The 18130-nt window shown below is 65.5% G+C and carries 17 protein-coding genes; 11 read left to right on the top strand and 6 right to left on the bottom strand.

What is annotated here, in order from left to right; all coding sequences use genetic code 11:
• Positions 1-399 precede the first annotated feature (399 nt).
• The 3 genes from JOF56_RS07470 to JOF56_RS07460 form a co-directional block, all read right to left on the bottom strand.
• Positions 400-1215: an MBL fold metallo-hydrolase gene (locus JOF56_RS07470; RefSeq protein WP_209635795.1), complete on the bottom strand. Its 816-nt coding sequence runs from the start codon at positions 1213-1215 to the stop codon at positions 400-402.
• Entirely contained in the window at positions 1215-1760 is a 546-nt protein-coding gene (locus JOF56_RS07465) for a TetR/AcrR family transcriptional regulator (protein WP_209635794.1), read from the bottom strand. The genes JOF56_RS07470 and JOF56_RS07465 overlap by 1 nt, the downstream gene beginning before the upstream one ends.
• A gap of 300 nt (positions 1761-2060) precedes the next feature.
• Positions 2061-2861 (bottom strand): S1 family peptidase, encoded by an 801-nt coding sequence (locus tag JOF56_RS07460; RefSeq protein WP_209635792.1) that lies wholly within the window; start codon positions 2859-2861, stop codon positions 2061-2063.
• 81 nt (positions 2862-2942) lie between these two features.
• Here JOF56_RS07460 and JOF56_RS07455 point away from each other — a divergent pair, with 81 nt between their 5' ends.
• The 5 genes from JOF56_RS07455 to JOF56_RS07435 all read left to right on the top strand — a co-directional run bounded on the left by JOF56_RS07455 (position 2943) and on the right by JOF56_RS07435 (position 8317).
• On the top strand, positions 2943-3827 hold the full coding sequence (locus tag JOF56_RS07455) for an aldose 1-epimerase family protein (RefSeq protein WP_209635790.1): 885 nt from the start codon (positions 2943-2945) through the stop codon (positions 3825-3827).
• A 59-nt stretch (positions 3828-3886) separates the two neighbouring features.
• Complete coding sequence (locus JOF56_RS07450) at positions 3887-4294, top strand: RelB antitoxin-like protein (RefSeq protein WP_209635789.1); 408 nt, start codon at positions 3887-3889, stop codon at positions 4292-4294.
• A complete protein-coding gene (locus JOF56_RS07445) occupies positions 4291-4689 on the top strand; it encodes a cytotoxic translational repressor of toxin-antitoxin stability system (protein ID WP_209635787.1) in 399 nt (132 codons plus the stop codon). The genes JOF56_RS07450 and JOF56_RS07445 overlap by 4 nt, the downstream gene beginning before the upstream one ends.
• 101 nt (positions 4690-4790) lie before the next feature.
• Positions 4791-7091: a glycosyl hydrolase family 95 catalytic domain-containing protein gene (locus JOF56_RS07440; protein ID WP_209635785.1), complete on the top strand. Its 2301-nt coding sequence runs from the start codon at positions 4791-4793 to the stop codon at positions 7089-7091.
• 14 nt (positions 7092-7105) lie between these two features.
• Entirely contained in the window at positions 7106-8317 is a 1212-nt protein-coding gene (locus tag JOF56_RS07435) for an amidohydrolase (protein WP_209635783.1), read from the top strand.
• Positions 8318-8574: 257 nt separating this feature from the next.
• Here the strand turns inward: JOF56_RS07435 and JOF56_RS07430 are convergent, their stop codons facing one another.
• Complete coding sequence (locus JOF56_RS07430; RefSeq protein ID WP_209635781.1) at positions 8575-9720, bottom strand: acyl-CoA dehydrogenase family protein; 1146 nt, start codon at positions 9718-9720, stop codon at positions 8575-8577.
• A gap of 78 nt (positions 9721-9798) precedes the next feature.
• Here JOF56_RS07430 and JOF56_RS07425 point away from each other — a divergent pair, with 78 nt between their 5' ends.
• The 3 genes from JOF56_RS07425 (at position 9799) to JOF56_RS07415 (ending at position 13668) form a co-directional block, all read left to right on the top strand.
• Positions 9799-10728 carry a carbohydrate kinase family protein gene (locus JOF56_RS07425; protein WP_209635779.1) on the top strand — a complete coding sequence of 310 codons (930 nt, stop codon included), beginning with the start codon at positions 9799-9801 and terminating at the stop codon, positions 10726-10728.
• 206 nt (positions 10729-10934) lie between these two features.
• A complete protein-coding gene (locus JOF56_RS07420; protein ID WP_209635778.1) occupies positions 10935-12251 on the top strand; it encodes a citrate synthase in 1317 nt (438 codons plus the stop codon).
• 112 nt (positions 12252-12363) lie between these two features.
• Positions 12364-13668, top strand: a complete 1305-nt coding sequence (locus JOF56_RS07415; protein WP_209635776.1) for a cryptochrome/photolyase family protein — start codon at positions 12364-12366, stop codon at positions 13666-13668.
• Here JOF56_RS07415 and JOF56_RS07410 read toward each other — a convergent pair.
• Entirely contained in the window at positions 13655-14848 is a 1194-nt protein-coding gene (locus JOF56_RS07410; RefSeq protein WP_209635774.1) for an ABC transporter permease, read from the bottom strand. The genes JOF56_RS07415 and JOF56_RS07410 overlap by 14 nt on opposite strands.
• The gene (locus tag JOF56_RS07405; RefSeq protein WP_209648074.1) at positions 14845-15759 is read right to left on the bottom strand and encodes an ABC transporter ATP-binding protein; all 915 of its coding nucleotides are present in this window, start codon (positions 15757-15759) and stop codon (positions 14845-14847) included. The genes JOF56_RS07410 and JOF56_RS07405 overlap by 4 nt, the downstream gene beginning before the upstream one ends.
• 124 nt (positions 15760-15883) lie before the next feature.
• Here JOF56_RS07405 and JOF56_RS07400 point away from each other — a divergent pair, with 124 nt between their 5' ends.
• From JOF56_RS07400 to JOF56_RS07390, 3 genes are read left to right on the top strand one after another with little or no spacing between them, the layout of a single operon-like run.
• Positions 15884-16324: a YbaB/EbfC family nucleoid-associated protein gene (locus tag JOF56_RS07400; protein WP_245378183.1), complete on the top strand. Its 441-nt coding sequence runs from the start codon at positions 15884-15886 to the stop codon at positions 16322-16324.
• A gap of 13 nt (positions 16325-16337) precedes the next feature.
• Positions 16338-16640, top strand: a complete 303-nt coding sequence (locus tag JOF56_RS07395) for a type VII secretion target (protein WP_209635772.1) — start codon at positions 16338-16340, stop codon at positions 16638-16640.
• The gene (locus tag JOF56_RS07390; RefSeq protein WP_209635770.1) at positions 16637-17431 is read left to right on the top strand and encodes a WXG100-like domain-containing protein; all 795 of its coding nucleotides are present in this window, start codon (positions 16637-16639) and stop codon (positions 17429-17431) included. The genes JOF56_RS07395 and JOF56_RS07390 overlap by 4 nt, the downstream gene beginning before the upstream one ends.
• Positions 17432-18130: the final 699 nt, after the last annotated feature.

The raw sequence follows: 18130 nt of genomic DNA, 5'->3' as shown, positions 1-18130 counted from the left end.
CCGTCGGGGTCGCTCTTCGGCAATCAGATCAAGCACCCCGGCTGCGTGGGTATGGGTGTGGGCATGGTCGGCTGAGGGCGGCCTCCAGCCCCGGAATCAGCCTAGGCTCACCCACCAACAGTCCGGCACGAACAAGTACGCCGCCTGTGGACAACACCAATCTCCGCCAACCAATCCCAAGAAAATTGCCCGCCTCACAGAAGAACAGCCCCCGCCACTCCCAGGGGGGCGGCCCTGCTCCAGTCTATCGGGAAGGGAAGATCGACGGGGGGTTTCGGCGTCGACTGTGGACAGATGTGCGGCTGTGGACAACCAGCCGTAGTGGATCTTCAGTCAGGTGGTTCTGTCGGTGGCCCGGACTACGCTGGATTCGGGGGGGGGGGGGGCGTGGCCGCCCGTCTAGGAGTATCGCTCGAGCTCGGTCGGGTCGTGGGCGCTGAAGACCTCGACCTTGTCGCCGTGCTCCCGCACCAGCGTCCGTAGCCGCTCCTGGTTGTGCAGTCTTGGCTTCCGCTCGGTCTCCACGACCTTCTGGAACTGTGTGAGAAGCGGTGTGCAGTAAGGCTTCGGAGCCATCTCAGCGTGGTAGAAGTACGCGTCTCCGCAGTGCAGCAACCATTTCTCACCGGTGTCCACGGCGATTCCCGCGTGCCCCAGCGTGTGCCCGGCCAACGGCACGATCCGGATCTCCTCCGGCAGTCCCTTCAGGCCGCGGACCGAGCCGAAGCCGAACCAGTCGTCCCCGGCCACGTCATAGCTTTCGAAATCCGCGTGCTGCCACTGTGCCTTACGGAACCTGGCGCGGTCCCGGCTGGTTGCCTGTGCCTGGGCGATCCGCATTTCCTGGGCGTAGATGTGGACTTTGGCGTGCGGGAAGTCCCGGAACCCGCCGGCGTGGTCCTGATCAAGGTGCGTCGGCACAATGTGCCGCACATCCTCGACCTTGAACCCCAACCGTTCGACCTGGTGTTTCGCGGTCTCCTCGATGTCGAGCACCGGCCGGGCCGCTCTGCGGAACAACTGTGTCAGCGAACCATCCGGATTGGTCACGTCGTCGACACCGACCCCGGTGTCCACCAGCACAAGCCCGTCGTCGGTCTCGATCAGCAGACAGTGGCACACCATCAGGCCACGCCGCAGATAGCCGGGCTTGCCATCGAGGAGTTTGCCGCCCAACGGGCGCATGGTTCCGCAGTTCAAGTGATGGACACGCATCATCGCTCCTGAGCGATCAGTAGTTTCAGGTGTTCGCCGACCCGCCGCAACGGCGTCACGTCCCTGCGCGTCCTGGCCAGGAGCAGAGCACCTTCAACCGCTGCCAGGACCGTCGTCGCCAACGCGTCGGCATCCGCAACACCTTGCTGCTCAAGAAAATCGGTGATCACTCGCTCCCAGGAACCGTACGCCTGATCACACGCCAGGCGGATCTGTTCACTCTCCCCGGCGGCATCCAGCGCGACCGTCGCAATCGGACACCCATCCCGGAAGTCCGACTCAACGAGCCACTGCTCCAGCAACTCCAGCGCCTCATCCAGCGATCCGGCCTGCCTCAGATGCGCACCGAACTCCCCGCTGGACAACTGCAGCGACTCAACCGCCAACTGCTCCTTGCCGCCCGGAAAATGGAAGTACAACGACCCCTTCGGCGCCCTGCCCTCAGCGAGCACCTGGTTGAGACCAGTCGCGTGATACCCCTGCGTCCGGAACAACTTCGCCGCCGTCCGTAACACCCTCTCCCGGGTGTCGGTCTTCTTGGCCATGCGCTGACTATACAGACTGGTCTACTACCCGCAAGCCTGTCGGAGCGCCCGTTACCGAGGCGGCCTTCGGCCCCCGGAAGTCCAGCGTAGAGATGAGGACCGACGGTTTCGGAGTCCGCGAGCTGTGATGAGGCTGGGCTGTGGACAACTCGCTGCCTGTGGACAACTCCAGCTTGTGGATCTTCGTAGCCCGGTTCCAGACGGTCCCCAACCGTAGGCTGGATTCCAGGGGGCCGGAGGCCGGCCAATCACAAGAAGTGTGGTCGGCGAGCACGCAGGCCCGCCGACCACAGGCAGCCTCTACCTGGGCAGGGTGCACCCGGAAGCGGTCAGGTTGAACTGGTTGCCGGTCCCGATGCAGGCCGGGATGTTGTAGACCTCCTGGCCGTAGTTGATGCCGCGGCGAACGGTGATCTGGCCGGACTGGCTGACCTCACACGGGTTGTTCAGCGTGCAGCGGCCGCCGCTCTCGTTGCCGGTGTTGTTGATCGCGACGACTTTGCCGCTGCTGGTGTCGATCACCGGTGAGCCGGACGTTCCACCGATCGTGTTGCAGGCCGAGGTGTAGCGGACCGAGTCACGCCAGGTCCACACGTCTTCCTTGAGCTGGTAGGCGAAACCGTCGATCTTGCAGGAGTAGATCCGCTTCCAGTAGCCCGACACGACCTGGATGTTCGCGCCCTGAGCGGGATGCGTCGTGCTCAGCTCGAGCGCGCGGGCGCCGTACTGCGACTGGATCTGCGCGTACGTCTGGCTGAGCTGGTAGAAGGAGACGTCGGTGTCCTTCATCGTGGCGTAGGCGAGCTTGGTCGCGCGCAGCGTTCCGAGGTTGTCCCCGGCGCCGTTGAGCAGCGTGAAGGTCCGCGACGACGTCTGGTTGCGGATGACTTCGTTGGCGCCCATGAATTTCACGCAGTGGCCGTTGGACATCACCAGTGCGGGATCGGTGTCCCGGGCCGCCGGCGGCCGTACGACCGAGCCCGAACAGTTGCTCAGTGCCACGATCCCGGTGAAGTCGGCCTGGACGGCCTGGGCGGGCGTCACGGTCAGTGCGCCGATGGCAAGCGTCGCGAACAGCGTGCCAGCAACCCGCTTGATCATGGTCAGGTCCTTCCAATCGCAGGGTCCATCAAGCGTCGACGCTGGGCGACGGTCGCGCCACCCGCCGTTAGGCTGCAGATCATGAGTTTGGAGATCGTGCACGGCGCCGCGCGGGCCGTGATCACCGAGACCGGCGCGGGGTTGCAGTCCTACGAGGTCGGCAGCGTGCCGTACAGCGAGACGTTCGGTTACGGCGAGACACCGCCGCTCGGCTCAGGCGCGGTGCTGATCCCGTGGCCGAACCGGACCGCGGACGCCCAGTGGCACCTCGACGGCGAGGTGCAGAAGCTGGAGGTGACCGAGCCCGCCCGCGGCAACGCCATCCACGGCCTGGTTCGACGTCTACAGTGGACAGTTCTGGAGAACGTCGGATCCTCGGTGTCGCTCGAAGTGGAGATCGGCGACTGGCCGTCACGGCTGCGCACCACGATTCAGTACGCGCTGGACGACTACGGGCTCACCGTTACGCACGGTGTGCATAACCTCGGCGACCGGACCGTGCCGTTCGGTGTCGGAACGCATCCGTACCCGCGTGCCGGCAACGCTTTGACCGACTCGTGCACGTTGCAGCTGGCAGCGACGACCGTGCTGCCTCTGGATCCCGACCGTATGGTGCCCAGCGGACCGGCTGTTCCGGTCGCCGGGACGCAGTACGACTTCCTTACCGCACGGCCGTTGGCAGGCGTGCACCTGGACACCCCTTTCGGTGGCTGCTTGCCTGGAGAAGATGGCCTTGTGCGGCACGTGCTCACCGGCCCCGACGGCGGTGTGCAGCTCTGGGCCGACCCGGACTTCAAATGGGTCCAGGTCTTCACGCCCGGTGAGTTCCCCGGCCGTGGCCGGGCCATCGCCATCGAGCCGATGACGTGCCCGCCGGACGCGCTGAACTCGGGCATCGACCTGATCACGCTGGCGCCTGGGCAGTCCTGGGCCGGACGCTGGGGAATCACCCCTCTGAGTACCTGAAGTACTTGACGTACCTGGAGTCCTTCCGGGAAAATCGGACAGGACCGAGAGGGGACGTCATGCACTTCGACAGTTACACCGACGCCCGGACCCATCTCAAGGACCTGCTGGACGCGGCGGAGAAGGGCCGGGTGGCCACTATCCGCCGCGACCACGCGCGCACCGCCGTGGTCGATGTCGTTCGGCTGCAACATGTCCTGGTATCGATGAACCAGCCCCGGGCGCACGTGGTCGCGGAGTCGGGCGGCTGGTCGGTGTTCATCCCGGGCTTACCGGTGGCCGCCGACGGCGCCACCTTCGACGAGGCGATCACCGAGATGATCGCCTCCCTGCGCGAATACGCCGAGGACTGGCAGGACCGGTTACTGGACACGCCGAACCACCGGGACAACTGGGGGCTGGTCCAGCTGATCGGCCTGAGCGACGACACACAGCTGCGTGAGTGGCTGGTCGGGGCCGCCGAGTGAGCCGGCCGACCCCAGCTGACCACAACCGCTTCTGCCAGGTCGAAGGGTGGATCGGCGTCCGGAGCGAAGACCACGTCACCTACGAACTCGGCCTGCTCGACGGCCGAGTCCTCCGCACGCGCGTCTCACACCAAGATGCGTACGGACCCGAACTGTGGCAACACATCCTGCACGACCAGCTCGACGTCGACGATGCGGCCTTCTGGGCCTGCGTCAACGACGGCGCGAAGCCCGACCGCGGCGTCCCCCAACCCCGTCCGGACGCGCTGCCGGTCGACCTCGTCTACCTCCTGATCAACCGCGTCGGCCTCTCCGAACGAACAGTCGCCGCCATGACAAGAAAGGACGCCATCGCCCGCCTCGACCTCTACTGGGCAGAAGGAGACCGCGCCTGAGGCTTGCCCAATGAAGCCTGAACCATGATTCATCGGATGAATACGCTTTCAAACACGATTGGAGGTACTGACAGGCGGTCAGACATCGTATGTTTGGCCGCGTGGCGGACTTGTCGAGGAGGACATTTCTACGCGGCAGCTCGACGGCTGCGGCGCTGGGCAGCGTGTGGGTGGCCGGTTCGCCGGTCGCGTGGGCTGAGAGCCGCGATCAGGGTGATGTGCATGAGCAGATCGTGCGCGACGCCCGGATGATCTGGCGTCGTGTGCCGACCGGCTGGGACAACAGTCCCTTCCTGGGCAACGGTTTCCTGGGTGTCCAGGTGTACCGCGGGCCTGAGGCGAACGTCCTGAGATTCATGCTCAGCCACAGCCTTGTGCAGGACCAGCGTGCGCAATGGGAGGCCGCGGTCGGCCTGTCGCGTCTGCCGATCGGTTACCTGACGCTCACGTTCGCGGGTGCCATAACCGCGGTCGACTGGACGCTGGACCTGTGGAACGCGGAGCTCACCGGCACGATCACCACAACTCAGGGCGGCATGCAGTTCCAAGCCTTGGTGCACAACGATCGTGGCATTCTGCTTGTGTCCGCTGAGCCGACAAGCGGCGAATCCGAGGCGGCGTGGGCGTTCCGGCCGATGCCGTCGAAGACCACCCGCACTCTCCGGATCCCGCCGGAGTACGTGGGCAATCCGGATCCGAACGTCGGCCCGAACTACGTGGAGCAGCCGCTGATAGCAGGCGGCGGCTACAGCACGGCATGGCAGGAAAAGCGAGTCGGCACAAGGCAATTGCTGGCCGCGACGGTCGTCTACGGTTACCCGGATTCGACTGGCCTGAGCCAGGCGCTGACCACGTTGCAGACCTTGCCGTCGCCAGACCAACTGGTCGCAAGCCATCGCGCCTGGTGGAACGCCTACTACAAGCGCAGCCTGGTTTCTGTTCCGGACAAATGGGTGCAGCGGTTCTACTGGATCCAGCTGTACAAGATGGCTTGTGCGACAAGGGCAAACGCTCCGGTCGTCACCGAATGGGGCCCATGGTTCCCGGACGGCGGCGGCAGTTGGACCGCGGTCTGGTGGAACCTGAACGTCCAGGTGTCGTATCCGCTCATCAACGGCTCCAACCATCCCGAACTGGACGCCGTGACCACGACATTCCGGCGCTACCACGAGAATCTGACATTCTCGGTGCCGCCGGACCGTCGCGATGGCAAGACGTACGCGCTCGCGCACCCGGGCGATCGCACGCTGCGGTCGGGTGGCCCGAAGCTCGGCGCGGAGATCCAAGGCAACGCCACTGTCGGCAGGCCCGGCACCAGCACGAAGACCGACCAGACAGGCAACCTGATCTGGGCGATGCACGGAGTCTGGGTCGCGTACCGGCACACCATGGACCGCCGTGTGGTCGACGACATCCTGTACCCGATCTTGAGCAAGGCGCTCAACTTCTACCTGCACTACCTGGTCGAAGGAAGCGACGGCAAACTTCATCTGCCGCTCACCCGTTCGCCGGAGTACGCCGACGCGAGCGACTGCACCTACGATCTGTCGCTGATTCGTTGGGCCAGCACGATTCTGCCGAAGATCGCGCCCAGCGGTGATCCGAATATCCCGCGTTGGCGGGATGTCGCGGCACGCCTTACGCCGTACCACCAGAACGCTGATGGCGTGATCATCGGGGATGGCGTCCCGCTCACGGCGTCACACCGGCACTTCTCGCATCTGCTGTGGATGCATCCGTTGCGGGAGAAGACTTGGGACAATCAGGCCGATCGGGACATCATTCGCCGCACTTTCGATCACTGGTCGAGCATGCGTTCGGCGTGGGCCGGCTACAGCTATCCGGCGGCGTCCACGATGTCGTCCCTCATGGGCCAGCCTGAGCAAGCGCTTGCGTACCTTCGGTACCTGTTGGACGGCAACGTGATCGGCGTGGCCCAGCTCATGCCGAACACCATGTACAAAGAAGGCTCCAACCTGGCGATCGAGAGCCCGCTGACCGCCGCACAGTCCGTTTTGGACATGGTGATCGACAGCGATCCCGGTGTGGTCAAGGTGTTCCCGTCGATATCGAGCACCTGGCCGGAAGCGTCGATCTCCGGAATACGCACTCAAGGCGCGTTCATCGTCGACGCGTCCCGCCGCGACGGGCGAACAGAATGGATCAAGGTGTTCAGCGAGGCCGGGGAGCCGTTGGTGTTGCGGCACGGTATGTCCGGCGAACTGGACGTACGGGACGAACACGGTCGGCCCGTACCCTGGCGGGCAGGCCGCCCCGGCTTGATCGTGATCCGGCTGCGGCGTGGCGAGACGGCGATCATCACATCCCGAGGTCAACGCCCTGACCTGCGGCCACGTGATGTGCCCGCGATAACACCGTCCCCTCAATGGGGCCTCGGCTAGTACGGTTTCCAACCGTGACAGTCGCAATCACGGGTGGATACGTTGTTCCGGTAACTAGTGAGCCCATCGAGGGCGGCACTGTGCTGATCGAGAACGGGAAGATCATCGCGGTCGGCTCGGACGCCGATGTCGATGTGCCCGACGACGCGGAGATCGTCGACGCGTCCGGGACCTGGGTGCTGCCCGGTTTCGTCGAGGCGCACGGGCACGCGGGTGTCGGCGAGGAAGGGATCGGCTGGGAGGGCCGCGACTACAACGAGATGACCGACCCGAACGGCGCCCGGCTGCGGGCGATCGACGGGATCAACCCGGATGACCAGGGTTTCCGGGACGCGCTCGCCGGCGGCGTCACCACGATGGTCGTCAAGCCCGGCTCCGGCAACCCGATCGGCGGCCAGACCGCCGCGGTGAAGATGTGGGGCCGGACCGTCGAGGACATCCTGATCAAGACGCCGTGCAGCATGAAGAGCGCCCTGGGCGAGAACCCGAAGCGCGTCTACGGCGAGCAGAAGAAAACGCCGTCCACCAGGCTCGGCGTCGCCGCCGTGATCCGTGACGCCCTGACCAAAGCCCAGGACTACGTCGCGAAGCGCGATCACGCGGCCGCCGAGAACAAGCCGTTCGACCGCGACAACACCCTGGAAAGCCTCGCCCAGGTCCTCAGCGGCGAAGTGCCCTGGTGCCAGCACACCCACCGGGCCGACGACATCGCCACCGCGATCCGCCTCGCCGACGAGTTCGGCTACAAGCTGGTGATCAATCACGGCACCGAAGGCCATCTCCTGGCCGACACCCTGGCCGAACGCAACATCCCGGTGATCATCGGTCCGCTGTTCACCAGCCGCAGCAAAGTCGAGGTGAACCGCCGCTCGCTGCGCAACCCAGGCATCCTCGCCCGCGCCGGCGTAAAGATCGCGATCACCACAGACCACCCGGTCGTCCCCATCGACTTCCTGGTCCACCAGGCGACCCTCTCGGTAAAAGAAGGCCTGGACACCGACACAGCGCTCCGCTCGATCACCATCAACCCAGCCGAGATCCTCGGCCTCGACGACCGCGTCGGCGCCCTCGCCCCCGGCCTCGACGCAGACGTCGTCCTCTGGTCCGGCGACCCCCTCGACGTCATGAGCCGCGCCATCCGCGTCTTCGTCAACGGCAACGACGTCTACCACTTCAACGACGCAACCGGCGAAGGAATCACCAAGAGCCCCTGGTACAGCGAATAACCCAGGCCCGCACCTCGACGGGAGAGCTTGGCCCGTGGCCCCCGGAATCCAGCCTACCGGGGGCCACCGGCACTTCCCGCACCACGAAGATCCACTGACAGCACTTGTCCACAACCACCCCGGTTGTCCACAGCCGCTCCAGTTCGGCCCTGTTTCCCCCACCCCACCGATAGACTGGCAACGGGGCCGCCCCCCGGGATGGGCGGGGGCTGTCTCTTGTGCGGGGGTGGCGAGGGAGTTGTTGGGATGTAAGGGTTTTAGGTGTTGCGGAGTTCGCGGGCGATGACCATTCGCTGGATTTGGTTGGTGCCTTCGAAGATTTGCGGGACCTTGGCTTCGCGCATGTAGCGTTCGACGGGGAAGTCCTTTGTGTAGCCTGCGCCGCCCAGGACTTGGACGGCGTCTGTCGTCACCTTCATCGCTGCGTCGGTGGCGACGAGTTTGGCGATGGAGGCCTGGCGTTTGAAGGGGAGGCCTCGGTCCCTGCGCCGGGCTGCTTCCAGGTAAGTTGCGCGCGCTGATTCGACTGCGGCGGCCATGTCGGCGAGCAGGAACTCCATGCCTTGGAATTCGATGATGGCGCGGCCGAACTGGGTGCGTTGTTTGGCGTAGCGCACCGATTCGTCGAGCGCCGCCTGGGCCAGGCCGACTGAGCAGGCGGCGATGCCCAGACGGCCTGAGTCCAGCGAGGTCAGGGCGATTTTCAGGCCTGCTCCTTCGCCTCCGATCAGGCGGGTGGCCGGGACTCGGGCCCGGTCGAAGATCATCTGGGCGGTTGTCGAGCCGGTCATGCCCATTTTTCGTTCGGGCGATGAGGCTGAGAGGCCCTGGGTGGCGCCTGGCACCAGTAAGCAGCTGATGCCGCGGCCGCCGTCCGGGGAGGTTCGGACCATTGTCGTGTAGAAGTCCGCTTCGCCACCGTGGGTGATCCAGGCTTTGGTGCCGTTGATCACGTAGTCGGAGCCGTCGGGGACGGCGCGGGTGGCCAGCGCTGCCGCGTCTGAGCCTGCGTTGGTCTCGGAGAGGGCGTAGGCCCCGAGGAGGTCGCCGCCGAGCATGTCGGGGAGCCACTCGTTGCGTTGCGCGTCGTCGCCGAACGTGGCCAGCGCGTAACAGGACATTGTGTGTACGGAGAGCCCGACGCCGATGGTCAGCCAGGCGGCCGATATCTCTTCGAGGACCTGCAGGTACACCTCGTAGGAGACGCCTCCGCCGCCCCATCGTTCCGGGTAGGGCAGCCCGAGCAGGCCGGACCGGCCCAGCAGCCGGAACTGATCCCGGGGAAAGCGTTCCTTCTCCTCGTACTCGGCGGCCAGTGGCTTCAGTTCGTTGGTCGCTATGTCCCGGGCCAGGGCGATGAGGTCTTCAGCCTCGGTGTCCGGGAGTAGACGTTCAACAGGCATCGCGGGGTCTCCGTATGCATGCAGTGCGTATGGACAGCTCAGGTTACTATTCGCCGCCTGGCCGGTAGGTTGTTTCGCGTGATCGTTGTCGGCGGTGAGGCCCTGGTCGACCTGGTGCCCGCGAAATCCACACTGGACGGCGAACCGGGCGCGCTGCTGCCCAGGCTGGGCGGCGGCCCGTACAACGTCGCCGTCACGGCCGGGCGGCTCGGCGTGCCGGTGAGTTTTCTTTCCCGGGTCTCGCGGGACGACTTCGGCGACGCCCTGGTGGCCCGGCTCGAAGTGTCCAACGTGGACACGACGTATCTGCAGCGCGGCCCGGAGCCGACCACGCTGGCGGTGACGAACCTCGGGCCTGATGGTGGCGCGCGTTACACCTTCTACGCCGAAGGCACTGCGGATCGCCTGTTCGAGGCGCCCGAAGAACTGCCCGAGGACATGACAATGCTGTCGCTGGGCACGCTCTCGCTCGTCCTTGAGCCCGGCGCGAGCGCGTACGAGCAGGTCATGCGCAGGGCGAACGTGCTCACGGTGCTGGACCCGAACGTCCGCCCGGTCCTGATCGCCGATCCGGACGCCTATCGTGCGCGGTTCGCCAGCTGGCTGCCGGACGTAGGTCTGCTGAAGCTCTCCGAGGAGGACGCGGCGTGGATCGCCCAGCAGGACGGCCTCGACGCGGCCCGGCAATGGCAGCAGCAAGGCCCTGCCGCGGTCGTGCTGACCCGGGGCTCAAACGGAATCGCTGTTATTGCCGGATCGGGTGAACTTGTCGAGGTTCCGGCCACCGAGGCGCAGGTCGTGGACACCATCGGCGCCGGCGACACGGTCCACGGCGCATTGCTCGCCTGGTTGTATACAAAAGGCGTCCAGTCGGTCGGACAACTGCGTGAGCTCGACGCGGACGCGTGGCGTGAGGCATTGCGTTTCGCGGGCGCGGCGGCGGCGATAACCGTGTCCAGGGCGGGCGCGGAGCCACCTTTTGCGGCTGAGCTGGGCCCGATCATCTGAATCGTTCTGTGAATCGATGTGAGAAGCGTCCCACCAGGGTGTCTTAACTTACGCCGCACTGTGCGATTCGCCCCGAGAGCACTAGCGTTGGAGGTTGACAGGACCCCAATGGGGCGGTGCTGCGGTGCGGCGAGGAGTTTCACCGACTACGCACATGGCTGATTCGCCAGATTCACCGCCCCGAGAAGATCGGGAGAGGGACGTTCATGCCCGACGCGACGACCGCGCCGCAATCCGGTACTCGTACCGTCGCGCTTCACCACGACGGCGGAGAGCTCGAGATGGCGGTAGTACCCGCCACCGAGGGCTCGAACGGAATCGAACTCGGCAAACTGCTGGCGAAAACCGGCCTGGTCACACTTGACCCGGGATTCGTCAACACCGCCTCCTGCTCTTCGGAGATCACGTACATCGACGGTGACGCCGGCATTCTGCGTTACCGTGGTTATCCGATCGAGCAGCTTGCCGAGCGTTCCACCTTCATCGAGGTCAGCTACCTGCTGATCTACGGCGAGCTGCCGAATGCGGCGCAGCTCGCCGACTTCACCTCCAAGATCCAGCGGCACACGCTGCTGCACGAGGACCTCAAGCGGTTCTTTGACGGCTTCCCGCGGGACGCGCACCCCATGCCGGTGCTCTCCTCCGCGGTGTCCGCGCTCTCCACGTTCTACCCGGAGACGCTCAAGCCGGTCACCGACGATCTGACCGAGATCGCCACCGTCCGCCTGCTGGCCAAGCTGCCGACGATCGCGGCGTACGCCTACAAGAAGTCGGTCGGCCAGCCGTTCCTCTACCCGGACAACTCGCTTGGCCTGGTGGAGAACTTCCTGCGGATGACCTTCGGCTTCCCGGCCGAGCCCTACGACGTCGACCCGGACCTGGCCCGCGCGCTGGACCTGCTGTTCATCCTGCACGCCGACCACGAGCAGAACTGCTCCACGTCGACCGTGCGGCTGGTCGGCTCCTCGGAGGCGAACCTGTTCGCCAGCATCTCCGCGGGCATCAACGCCCTGTTCGGCCCGCTGCACGGCGGCGCGAACAGCGCGGTCCTGGAGATGCTCGAGGGCATCCGGGACTCGGGCGGCGACGTCGGATCCTTCGTCAAGAAGGTGAAGAACAAGGAGGACGGCGTCAAGCTGATGGGCTTCGGCCACCGGGTCTACAAGAACTACGACCCGCGGGCCGCGATCATCAAGAAGACCGCCGACGAGATCCTCGGCAAGCTCGGCGGCGACGACAGCCTGCTGGACATCGCCAAGCAGCTCGAGGAGCACGCGCTGGCCGATGACTACTTCATCCAGCGCAAGCTCTACCCGAACGTGGACTTCTACACCGGGTTGATCTACCGCGCGATGGGCTTCCCGACGAAGTTCTTCACCGTGCTGTTCGCGTTGGGCCGGCTGCCCGGCTGGATCGCGCACTGGCGGGAGATGACGCACGACCCGGCTACGAAGATCGGGCGTCCGCGTCAGGTCTACATCGGACCGGCCGAGCGCGACTACGTGTCGATGGACAACCGCTGAGGTTTTGCCCCCAAAGTGGCTTTCGGAGCATCCAACGCTCCCAACGCCACTTTGGGGGCACAGCCACGCCGGTTGTCCGGTGTCGGTGTCATCGGCGCGGTAGCGTTTCCGGATGACCTCAGTCATCTGGTTCCGCCGTGACCTGCGAACCAGGGACCATCCGGCGTTGCTGTCCGCGGACCGGCAGGCCCTGGGCCTGTTCGTCTTGGACAAGCGCTTGGTCAAGCCTGCGGGCGCGGCCCGGCTGGCCTTTCTTTACCGTTGCCTGCGTGATCTGGACCAGCAGCTGGGCGGCAGGCTCCTGGTCGTCTCCGGCGATCCGGTCGAGCTCGTGCCCAGGGTCGCCAGGCAGATCGACGCCACCAGCGTGCACGTCTCCGCGGATACGGCTCCATACGGCCGGGAACGCGACGAGAACGTCGAAAAAGCACTGGGTGACATCGACTTCATCCGCTCGGGATCGCCCTACGCGGTGACGCCAGGCCGCGTCACCAAACCCGATGGCACGCCGTACAAGGTCTTCACGCCGTTCTCCCGGGCATGGGCCGATCACGGCTGGCGCAAACCGGCCGATACCAACGCATCCACAGTGGACTGGATCGAGCCGCCACGGGCAAGCCGCATCCCCGCAGACCCGAAGGCGCCGGACCTGCCCAAGGCGGGGGAGCAGGCCGCACACGATGCCTGGGAACTCTTCCGAGACGAACGCCTTGCTGACTACCCGGAACGCCGCGACCGGCCCGACAAGCCCGCAACCAGCTGGATGTCGCCGTACCTGCGGTGGGGCTGCATCCACCCACGCACGCTGCTGGCTGATCTTGAGGCGGGCCCGTACCGCAACGAGCTGGCCTGGCGTGAGTTCTACGCGGATGTGTTGTGGCACCGCCCCGACAGTGCCCGGCAGAACCTCGACCGCCGGTTCGACAAGATCGAACTGGACCACGACCAGGACGCGTTCGACGCGTGGTGCCGGGGCGAAACCGGGTTTCCGATCGTGGACGCGGGCATGCGGCAGCTGCTGGAGACGGGCTGGATGCACAACCGGGTCCGGATGATCGTGGCCAGTTTCCTGGTCAAGGACCTGCATCTGCCGTGGTGGTGGGGCGCACGGCACTTCATGCGGCATCTCGTCGACGGCGACCTGGCGTCCAACCAGCACAACTGGCAGTGGGCCGCCGGCAGCGGCACTGACGCGGCGCCGTACTTCCGCGTGTTCAACCCGACCACGCAGGGCGAGAAGTTCGACCCGAACGGCGACTACGTGCGCCGGTTCGTGCCGGAACTACGTGATGTACCAGGCAAACGCGTGCACAAGCCGTGGGAGCTCTCGGTGCCGGGCTATCCAAGCCCGATCGTCGAGCACGCCCACGAGCGTGAAGTCGCCCTGGCTCGCTACAACGCCCTCAAGCAAGCTTGAGGGCTTCCCGCAGCCGCACGCGGCTTCCCGTGCGCAGCACGGCGTTCTGGTAGATCTTGCCGCCGATCCACGCCACCAGGGCGATCCCGCCGAGGGTGAGCAGGATTGCCGTGGCCTGCAACCAGATCGGCGCGAGACCCAGCGCGGTCAGCCCTGGCATCAGGATCGGCGCGAACGGCGGCAGCACCGCCATGAATATCGTCAGCCCGCTGGAGGCGTCGCTGAGCAACAGGTTGATCCCGAAGATGAAGCCGATCACGATCACCATGGTGACCGGGGTGATGACGCTCTGCGCGTCCTCCTGACGTGACACCAGCGACCCGAGGGCCGCGAAAATGGTGGCATAGAAGAAGAATCCCAGCAGGTACCAGAGCACCCCGGCGAACACGCCGCCGATCGCCGCACCGGAGATGGTGATCGCGCCGGTCGCCAACCCGGCGATCAGACCGACCAGGGCGATCGCGGCGAACTGGATCAGCCCGACCACCCCCAGCCCAAGCACCTTGCCGGCCAGCAGCTGCCACGGCCGCATCGTGGCCAGCAACAGCTCCACCACGCGGCTGGACTTCTCCTCCACCACGCCCTGCGCGACCATCTGGCCGTAGATCATCAGGGCCATGTACAGCAGGAACGCCACGATGAGGCCGATCGCCAGGCGCTGGCCCTGATCGTCGCCGGTCGGCTCCAGCTCGGTGACCTTCACCTGCGCGGCTGACGCGGTCGACAGCACCTCTTTGGGGTCGAGATCCGCCGCGGCCAGCTCGGAGGTCAGGATCTGTTGCTGCATCAGGCCGTTGAGCGTGTTGCGCAGCTCGGTCGCCAGCTTGTCCTTCACCGTGACCTGCAGCGATCCGACCGGGCCGGTCACCAGCGCGTCGAGGTCGCCGTCGCGGACCTGCTGCTCACCGGTGGCCGGTTCGGTGATGTCGTGGATCCGCACGGTGTACCCGAGCTGTTTGGCCGAGTCCACGATCTGCGGGCCGAGCGCGGTGGCCTGACCGCTCAGGCCGACCTCGCTGCGCTCGCCGTCGTTGAACGCGGAGCTCTGCAGCAGCACGAAAACACCGAGCACAACGATCGACACGACCGTGCTGATGATGAAGGACCTGGTACGCAGCTTGGTGTTCAGCTCGCGGCCGGCCACCAGCAGGACAGCTTGGACAGGCTTCAACTCGTTCACTGTGAGCCCTCCTCAGCCACCACGTTACGGAACAGCTCCGCGAGCGACGGCCGGTGCCTGCTGAACTCGTGCACCGGGCCGGTGGCCAGCGCGGCCTTCAGGATCTCCTGGTCGTCGGCGAAATCCTCGACCTGCAACACGGTCCGGCCGTCTGCCTGCGACACCGCCGTGACACCGGGAATCCCCGCTGCCCAGCCTGATGGTGCCTGTGGCGCATGCACGACCAGTTCGGCCGTGGCGCCGGAGCGCAACGCGTCGACCGTGTCGCACGCGACCATTTTGCCCTTGTTGATGATGCCCACCCGGTCGCACAACCGCTGCACGAGGTCGAGCTGGTGGCTGGAGAACAGGACCGGGATACCGGAAGCGGTTTTCTCTTTCAGGACTTGGCTCATCACGTCCACCGCGACCGGGTCCAGGCCGGAGAACGGCTCGTCGAGCACCAGCACCTCGGGGTCGTGTACCAGCGCCGCGGCCAGTTGCACGCGCTGCTGGTTGCCCAGGCTGAGTTTCTGCACCTCGTCGGAACGGCGTTCCCGCAGGCCGAGCCGCGCGATCCAGTCCTCGGCGGCACGGTGCGCGGCATTGGTCTCCAGGCCGTGCAGCCGCGCCATGTAGACGAGCTGGTCCAGCACCTTCATTTTCGGGTACAGCCCGCGTTCCTCGGGCATGTAGCCGAACCTGCGGCGAGTGCTCAACGTGATCGGCTCGCCTGCCCACCGCACTGTGCCGGAGTCCGCGGCGAGCACACCTAATGCGATCCGCATCGTGGTGGTCTTGCCCGCGCCGTTGCTGCCGACGAACCCGAACAGTTCGCCTGGCCGGACTTCGAACGTCATGTCGGACAGGGCGACGACATCGCCGTAGCGCTTGGAGATGCGGTCGATCTCCAGTCCCGCCTGAGGCACCATCGATCCTTCCTCGCTGGACATGTCCCCACGCAGTATCCAGGCTGGTCTGAACCGCATGCGCAGAGGAGGTCTCGACTCGGTCACTTTGCCGCGAACAACCAGGGTGCGGGCTACATTCGGCCCCATGATCCAGGATGGACCATTGAACCCCCAACAGTGGCTCGCCCAGTATGACGAAACCCTCAAACAGGCCGCCGCCAAGGCCGAACAGACCGACCAGGCGCTCCGGCAGATAGGCGGGTCGGCGAGCTCACCCGACGGCCAGGTGACCGTGCGCGTGAACGCCAGCGGCGCCACCACCGAGCTGGTGCTGCGCCCGGGTGTGCGCGACATCGAACCGGAACAGCTCGCCCGTCTGATCATGCGGGTCACCCAGCAGGCACAGGCGGACGTCAGCAGCAAGGTGATCGACACCATGCGCGAGTTCGTCGGCGAGGGCGAAGCGCTTGATTTCGTACGGAGCCGGATGCCGGTGGCCGACGTCCAAGAAGAGCAACCCATGGCAAAGCGCGACACCCGCGCGGACGACGACTACTTCGACAACCCACCGGACCTGATCAAGTAACGAGGGGCAGGCAATGGATTCGTTCGACGTCCAGATCGACCAATTGCTCGAACACGCCACCACGGTGGCCGACATGGCCAACGACGCCCGCAACGCCGCGGCCACCGCGCAGGCGGTGTTGAGCGGTGACGCGTTCGGCCTGTTCGGCCAATTCCTGGCGATGGCCATCCTGCAAGCCTCGACGGAGGCCAAGGAAGCGCTCGGCAAAGCCGCGCAGACCGTGACAGACGTCAACTCCGGCCTGATCACCACAGCCAACGCCTACCAAAGCATCGACCGCCGGCGCGCGAGCGTGTTCGCCAAGGAGACCCCGTGACCGAGAACAAATCGGGAACAGCCCTGCTGCACGACGTGAAGGGAACAGTCGCGGCGATCGAGCAAGGCGACTGGCTCTCCGCGGCGGGCGGAATCGCCAGCACAGCACTGGACGTCATCGGAATCTCCGGAGACCCGTTAGGCGCGATCAGCAGCGCGGGCTTCAGCTGGGCCGTCGAACACATCTCGTTCCTACGCGAACCGTTCGACATCCTCCTGGGCAACCCCGAATCCATCAAAACCACCGCCGCCACCTGGACCGCCGCCGGAACCCAGATGGCCGCCACAGCGGCCCAATATCGAGAAACATCGGTCTCGCAAACCACCCAATGGCAAGGCGCAGCAGCCAACGGCTACCGCTCGACCAGCGCGACCCACGCCGACAGCCTCGAAGCCTTCGCCCGCGCCAGCACAGGCCTCTCCGCAGCCATAACCGGCGTAGGCCAACTAGTGGCCGAAGTCCGCAAAATGGTCATGGACCTGATCTCCCAAGCGGTTCAGAAGATCATCATGCAGATCATCCAAGCCCTGGCCGCCTCCTGGGCGACATTCGGCGCCAGCATCGCCACAGCCATCGTCCAGATAGTCCAGACCGCGATCACCACAGCCCAGAAACTGCTCGGCAAACTCATCAAACTGCTTCAATCAATGCAAAAAGTCCTCCAACTCATCGTCAAGGTCGTCCAGATCATCAAGTCAGTCAAGGCCCTAGTCGAACAACTAGCCGCTCAAGCCAAAGGCACAACAACCCAGAAACAACAACCCCGCCCAGCAATCCGCTACACCCACTGACAAACTCCAGGAGAAGAGGCCGTTCCCACCCAACCGGAACGGCCACCTCCACAGTCTCGCTAAGGCTTGGACATCCTGGCGAGCCCGGTCAGCGCCTCCGCGCGAAAAGCGCGCCGGTTGCCAAGACGAAGGCCCGAGCCCGGGTCAGCGGCCCAGGTCGTAATGGAGCCGGGTGGCGAGCTAAAAGTGAGAGCCCCGATTGGCGCCCCCGGGCGGGACGTGAGCGCGGTTGCCGAGTTTGAAGGTCGGGCGTGCCGGGTTGGCGCCCCCCGAGCGGAACCCGGCCCGAACTGGTGTCGCTTTTCAGGGAAATGCATCAACACTGGGGGCGCCGGCGGTCGGAAGCGTGCGGTGTCCTGGGCTTGTGTTGGTTACCCTGGGGCAGGCCGACCGAGGGTGGGGGCACGAACCGCTTTTCCGTCCTCATCTGAGGGAGGTTTGCCCGCCCGGCAGGGCACAATCTCTCCCAAGAAAAAGACCCCACAATCACCAGCGCCCAAGCCCTCGCGCAAACCAGCCCTGACCAGCGCAAATACGAACCCGCTCAGCCCTTACATAAGTAGACAGCCCCCACCCGCCACTGGGGGGCGGCCCTGCTCCAGTCTACAAGGGATTGCGGGTGAGCAGGGGTTTTCAAGAAGAGAACACGCGCGAAAGGGCCGTTCGCACCGGGATCACTTGGATGGGCTAATGGTGCGG

It is taken from the genome of Kibdelosporangium banguiense, assembly GCF_017876405.1.
GTDB lineage: Bacteria > Actinomycetota > Actinomycetes > Mycobacteriales > Pseudonocardiaceae > Kibdelosporangium > Kibdelosporangium banguiense.
This window is presented reverse-complemented; position numbering and strand designations above follow the sequence as displayed.

What these genes read in the sequence shown, in the direction of transcription:
- JOF56_RS07450 (WP_209635789.1), top strand. Translation starts at nt 3,887, where the DNA reads ATGCACTTCGACAGTTACACCGACGCCCGGACCCATCTCAAGGACCTG.
- JOF56_RS07405 (WP_209648074.1), bottom strand. Translation starts at nt 15,759, where the DNA reads ATGGTGCCTCAGGCGGGACTGGAGATCGACCGCATCTCCAAGCGCTAC.
- JOF56_RS07420 (WP_209635778.1), top strand. Translation starts at nt 10,935, where the DNA reads ATGCCCGACGCGACGACCGCGCCGCAATCCGGTACTCGTACCGTCGCG.
- JOF56_RS07455 (WP_209635790.1), top strand. Translation starts at nt 2,943, where the DNA reads ATGAGTTTGGAGATCGTGCACGGCGCCGCGCGGGCCGTGATCACCGAG.
- JOF56_RS07395 (WP_209635772.1), top strand. Translation starts at nt 16,338, where the DNA reads ATGGATTCGTTCGACGTCCAGATCGACCAATTGCTCGAACACGCCACC.
- JOF56_RS07465 (WP_209635794.1), bottom strand. Translation starts at nt 1,760, where the DNA reads ATGGCCAAGAAGACCGACACCCGGGAGAGGGTGTTACGGACGGCGGCG.
- JOF56_RS07460 (WP_209635792.1), bottom strand. Translation starts at nt 2,861, where the DNA reads ATGATCAAGCGGGTTGCTGGCACGCTGTTCGCGACGCTTGCCATCGGC.
- JOF56_RS07415 (WP_209635776.1), top strand. Translation starts at nt 12,364, where the DNA reads ATGACCTCAGTCATCTGGTTCCGCCGTGACCTGCGAACCAGGGACCAT.
- JOF56_RS07470 (WP_209635795.1), bottom strand. Translation starts at nt 1,215, where the DNA reads ATGCGTGTCCATCACTTGAACTGCGGAACCATGCGCCCGTTGGGCGGC.
- JOF56_RS07400 (WP_245378183.1), top strand. Translation starts at nt 15,884, where the DNA reads ATGATCCAGGATGGACCATTGAACCCCCAACAGTGGCTCGCCCAGTAT.
- JOF56_RS07430 (WP_209635781.1), bottom strand. Translation starts at nt 9,720, where the DNA reads ATGCCTGTTGAACGTCTACTCCCGGACACCGAGGCTGAAGACCTCATC.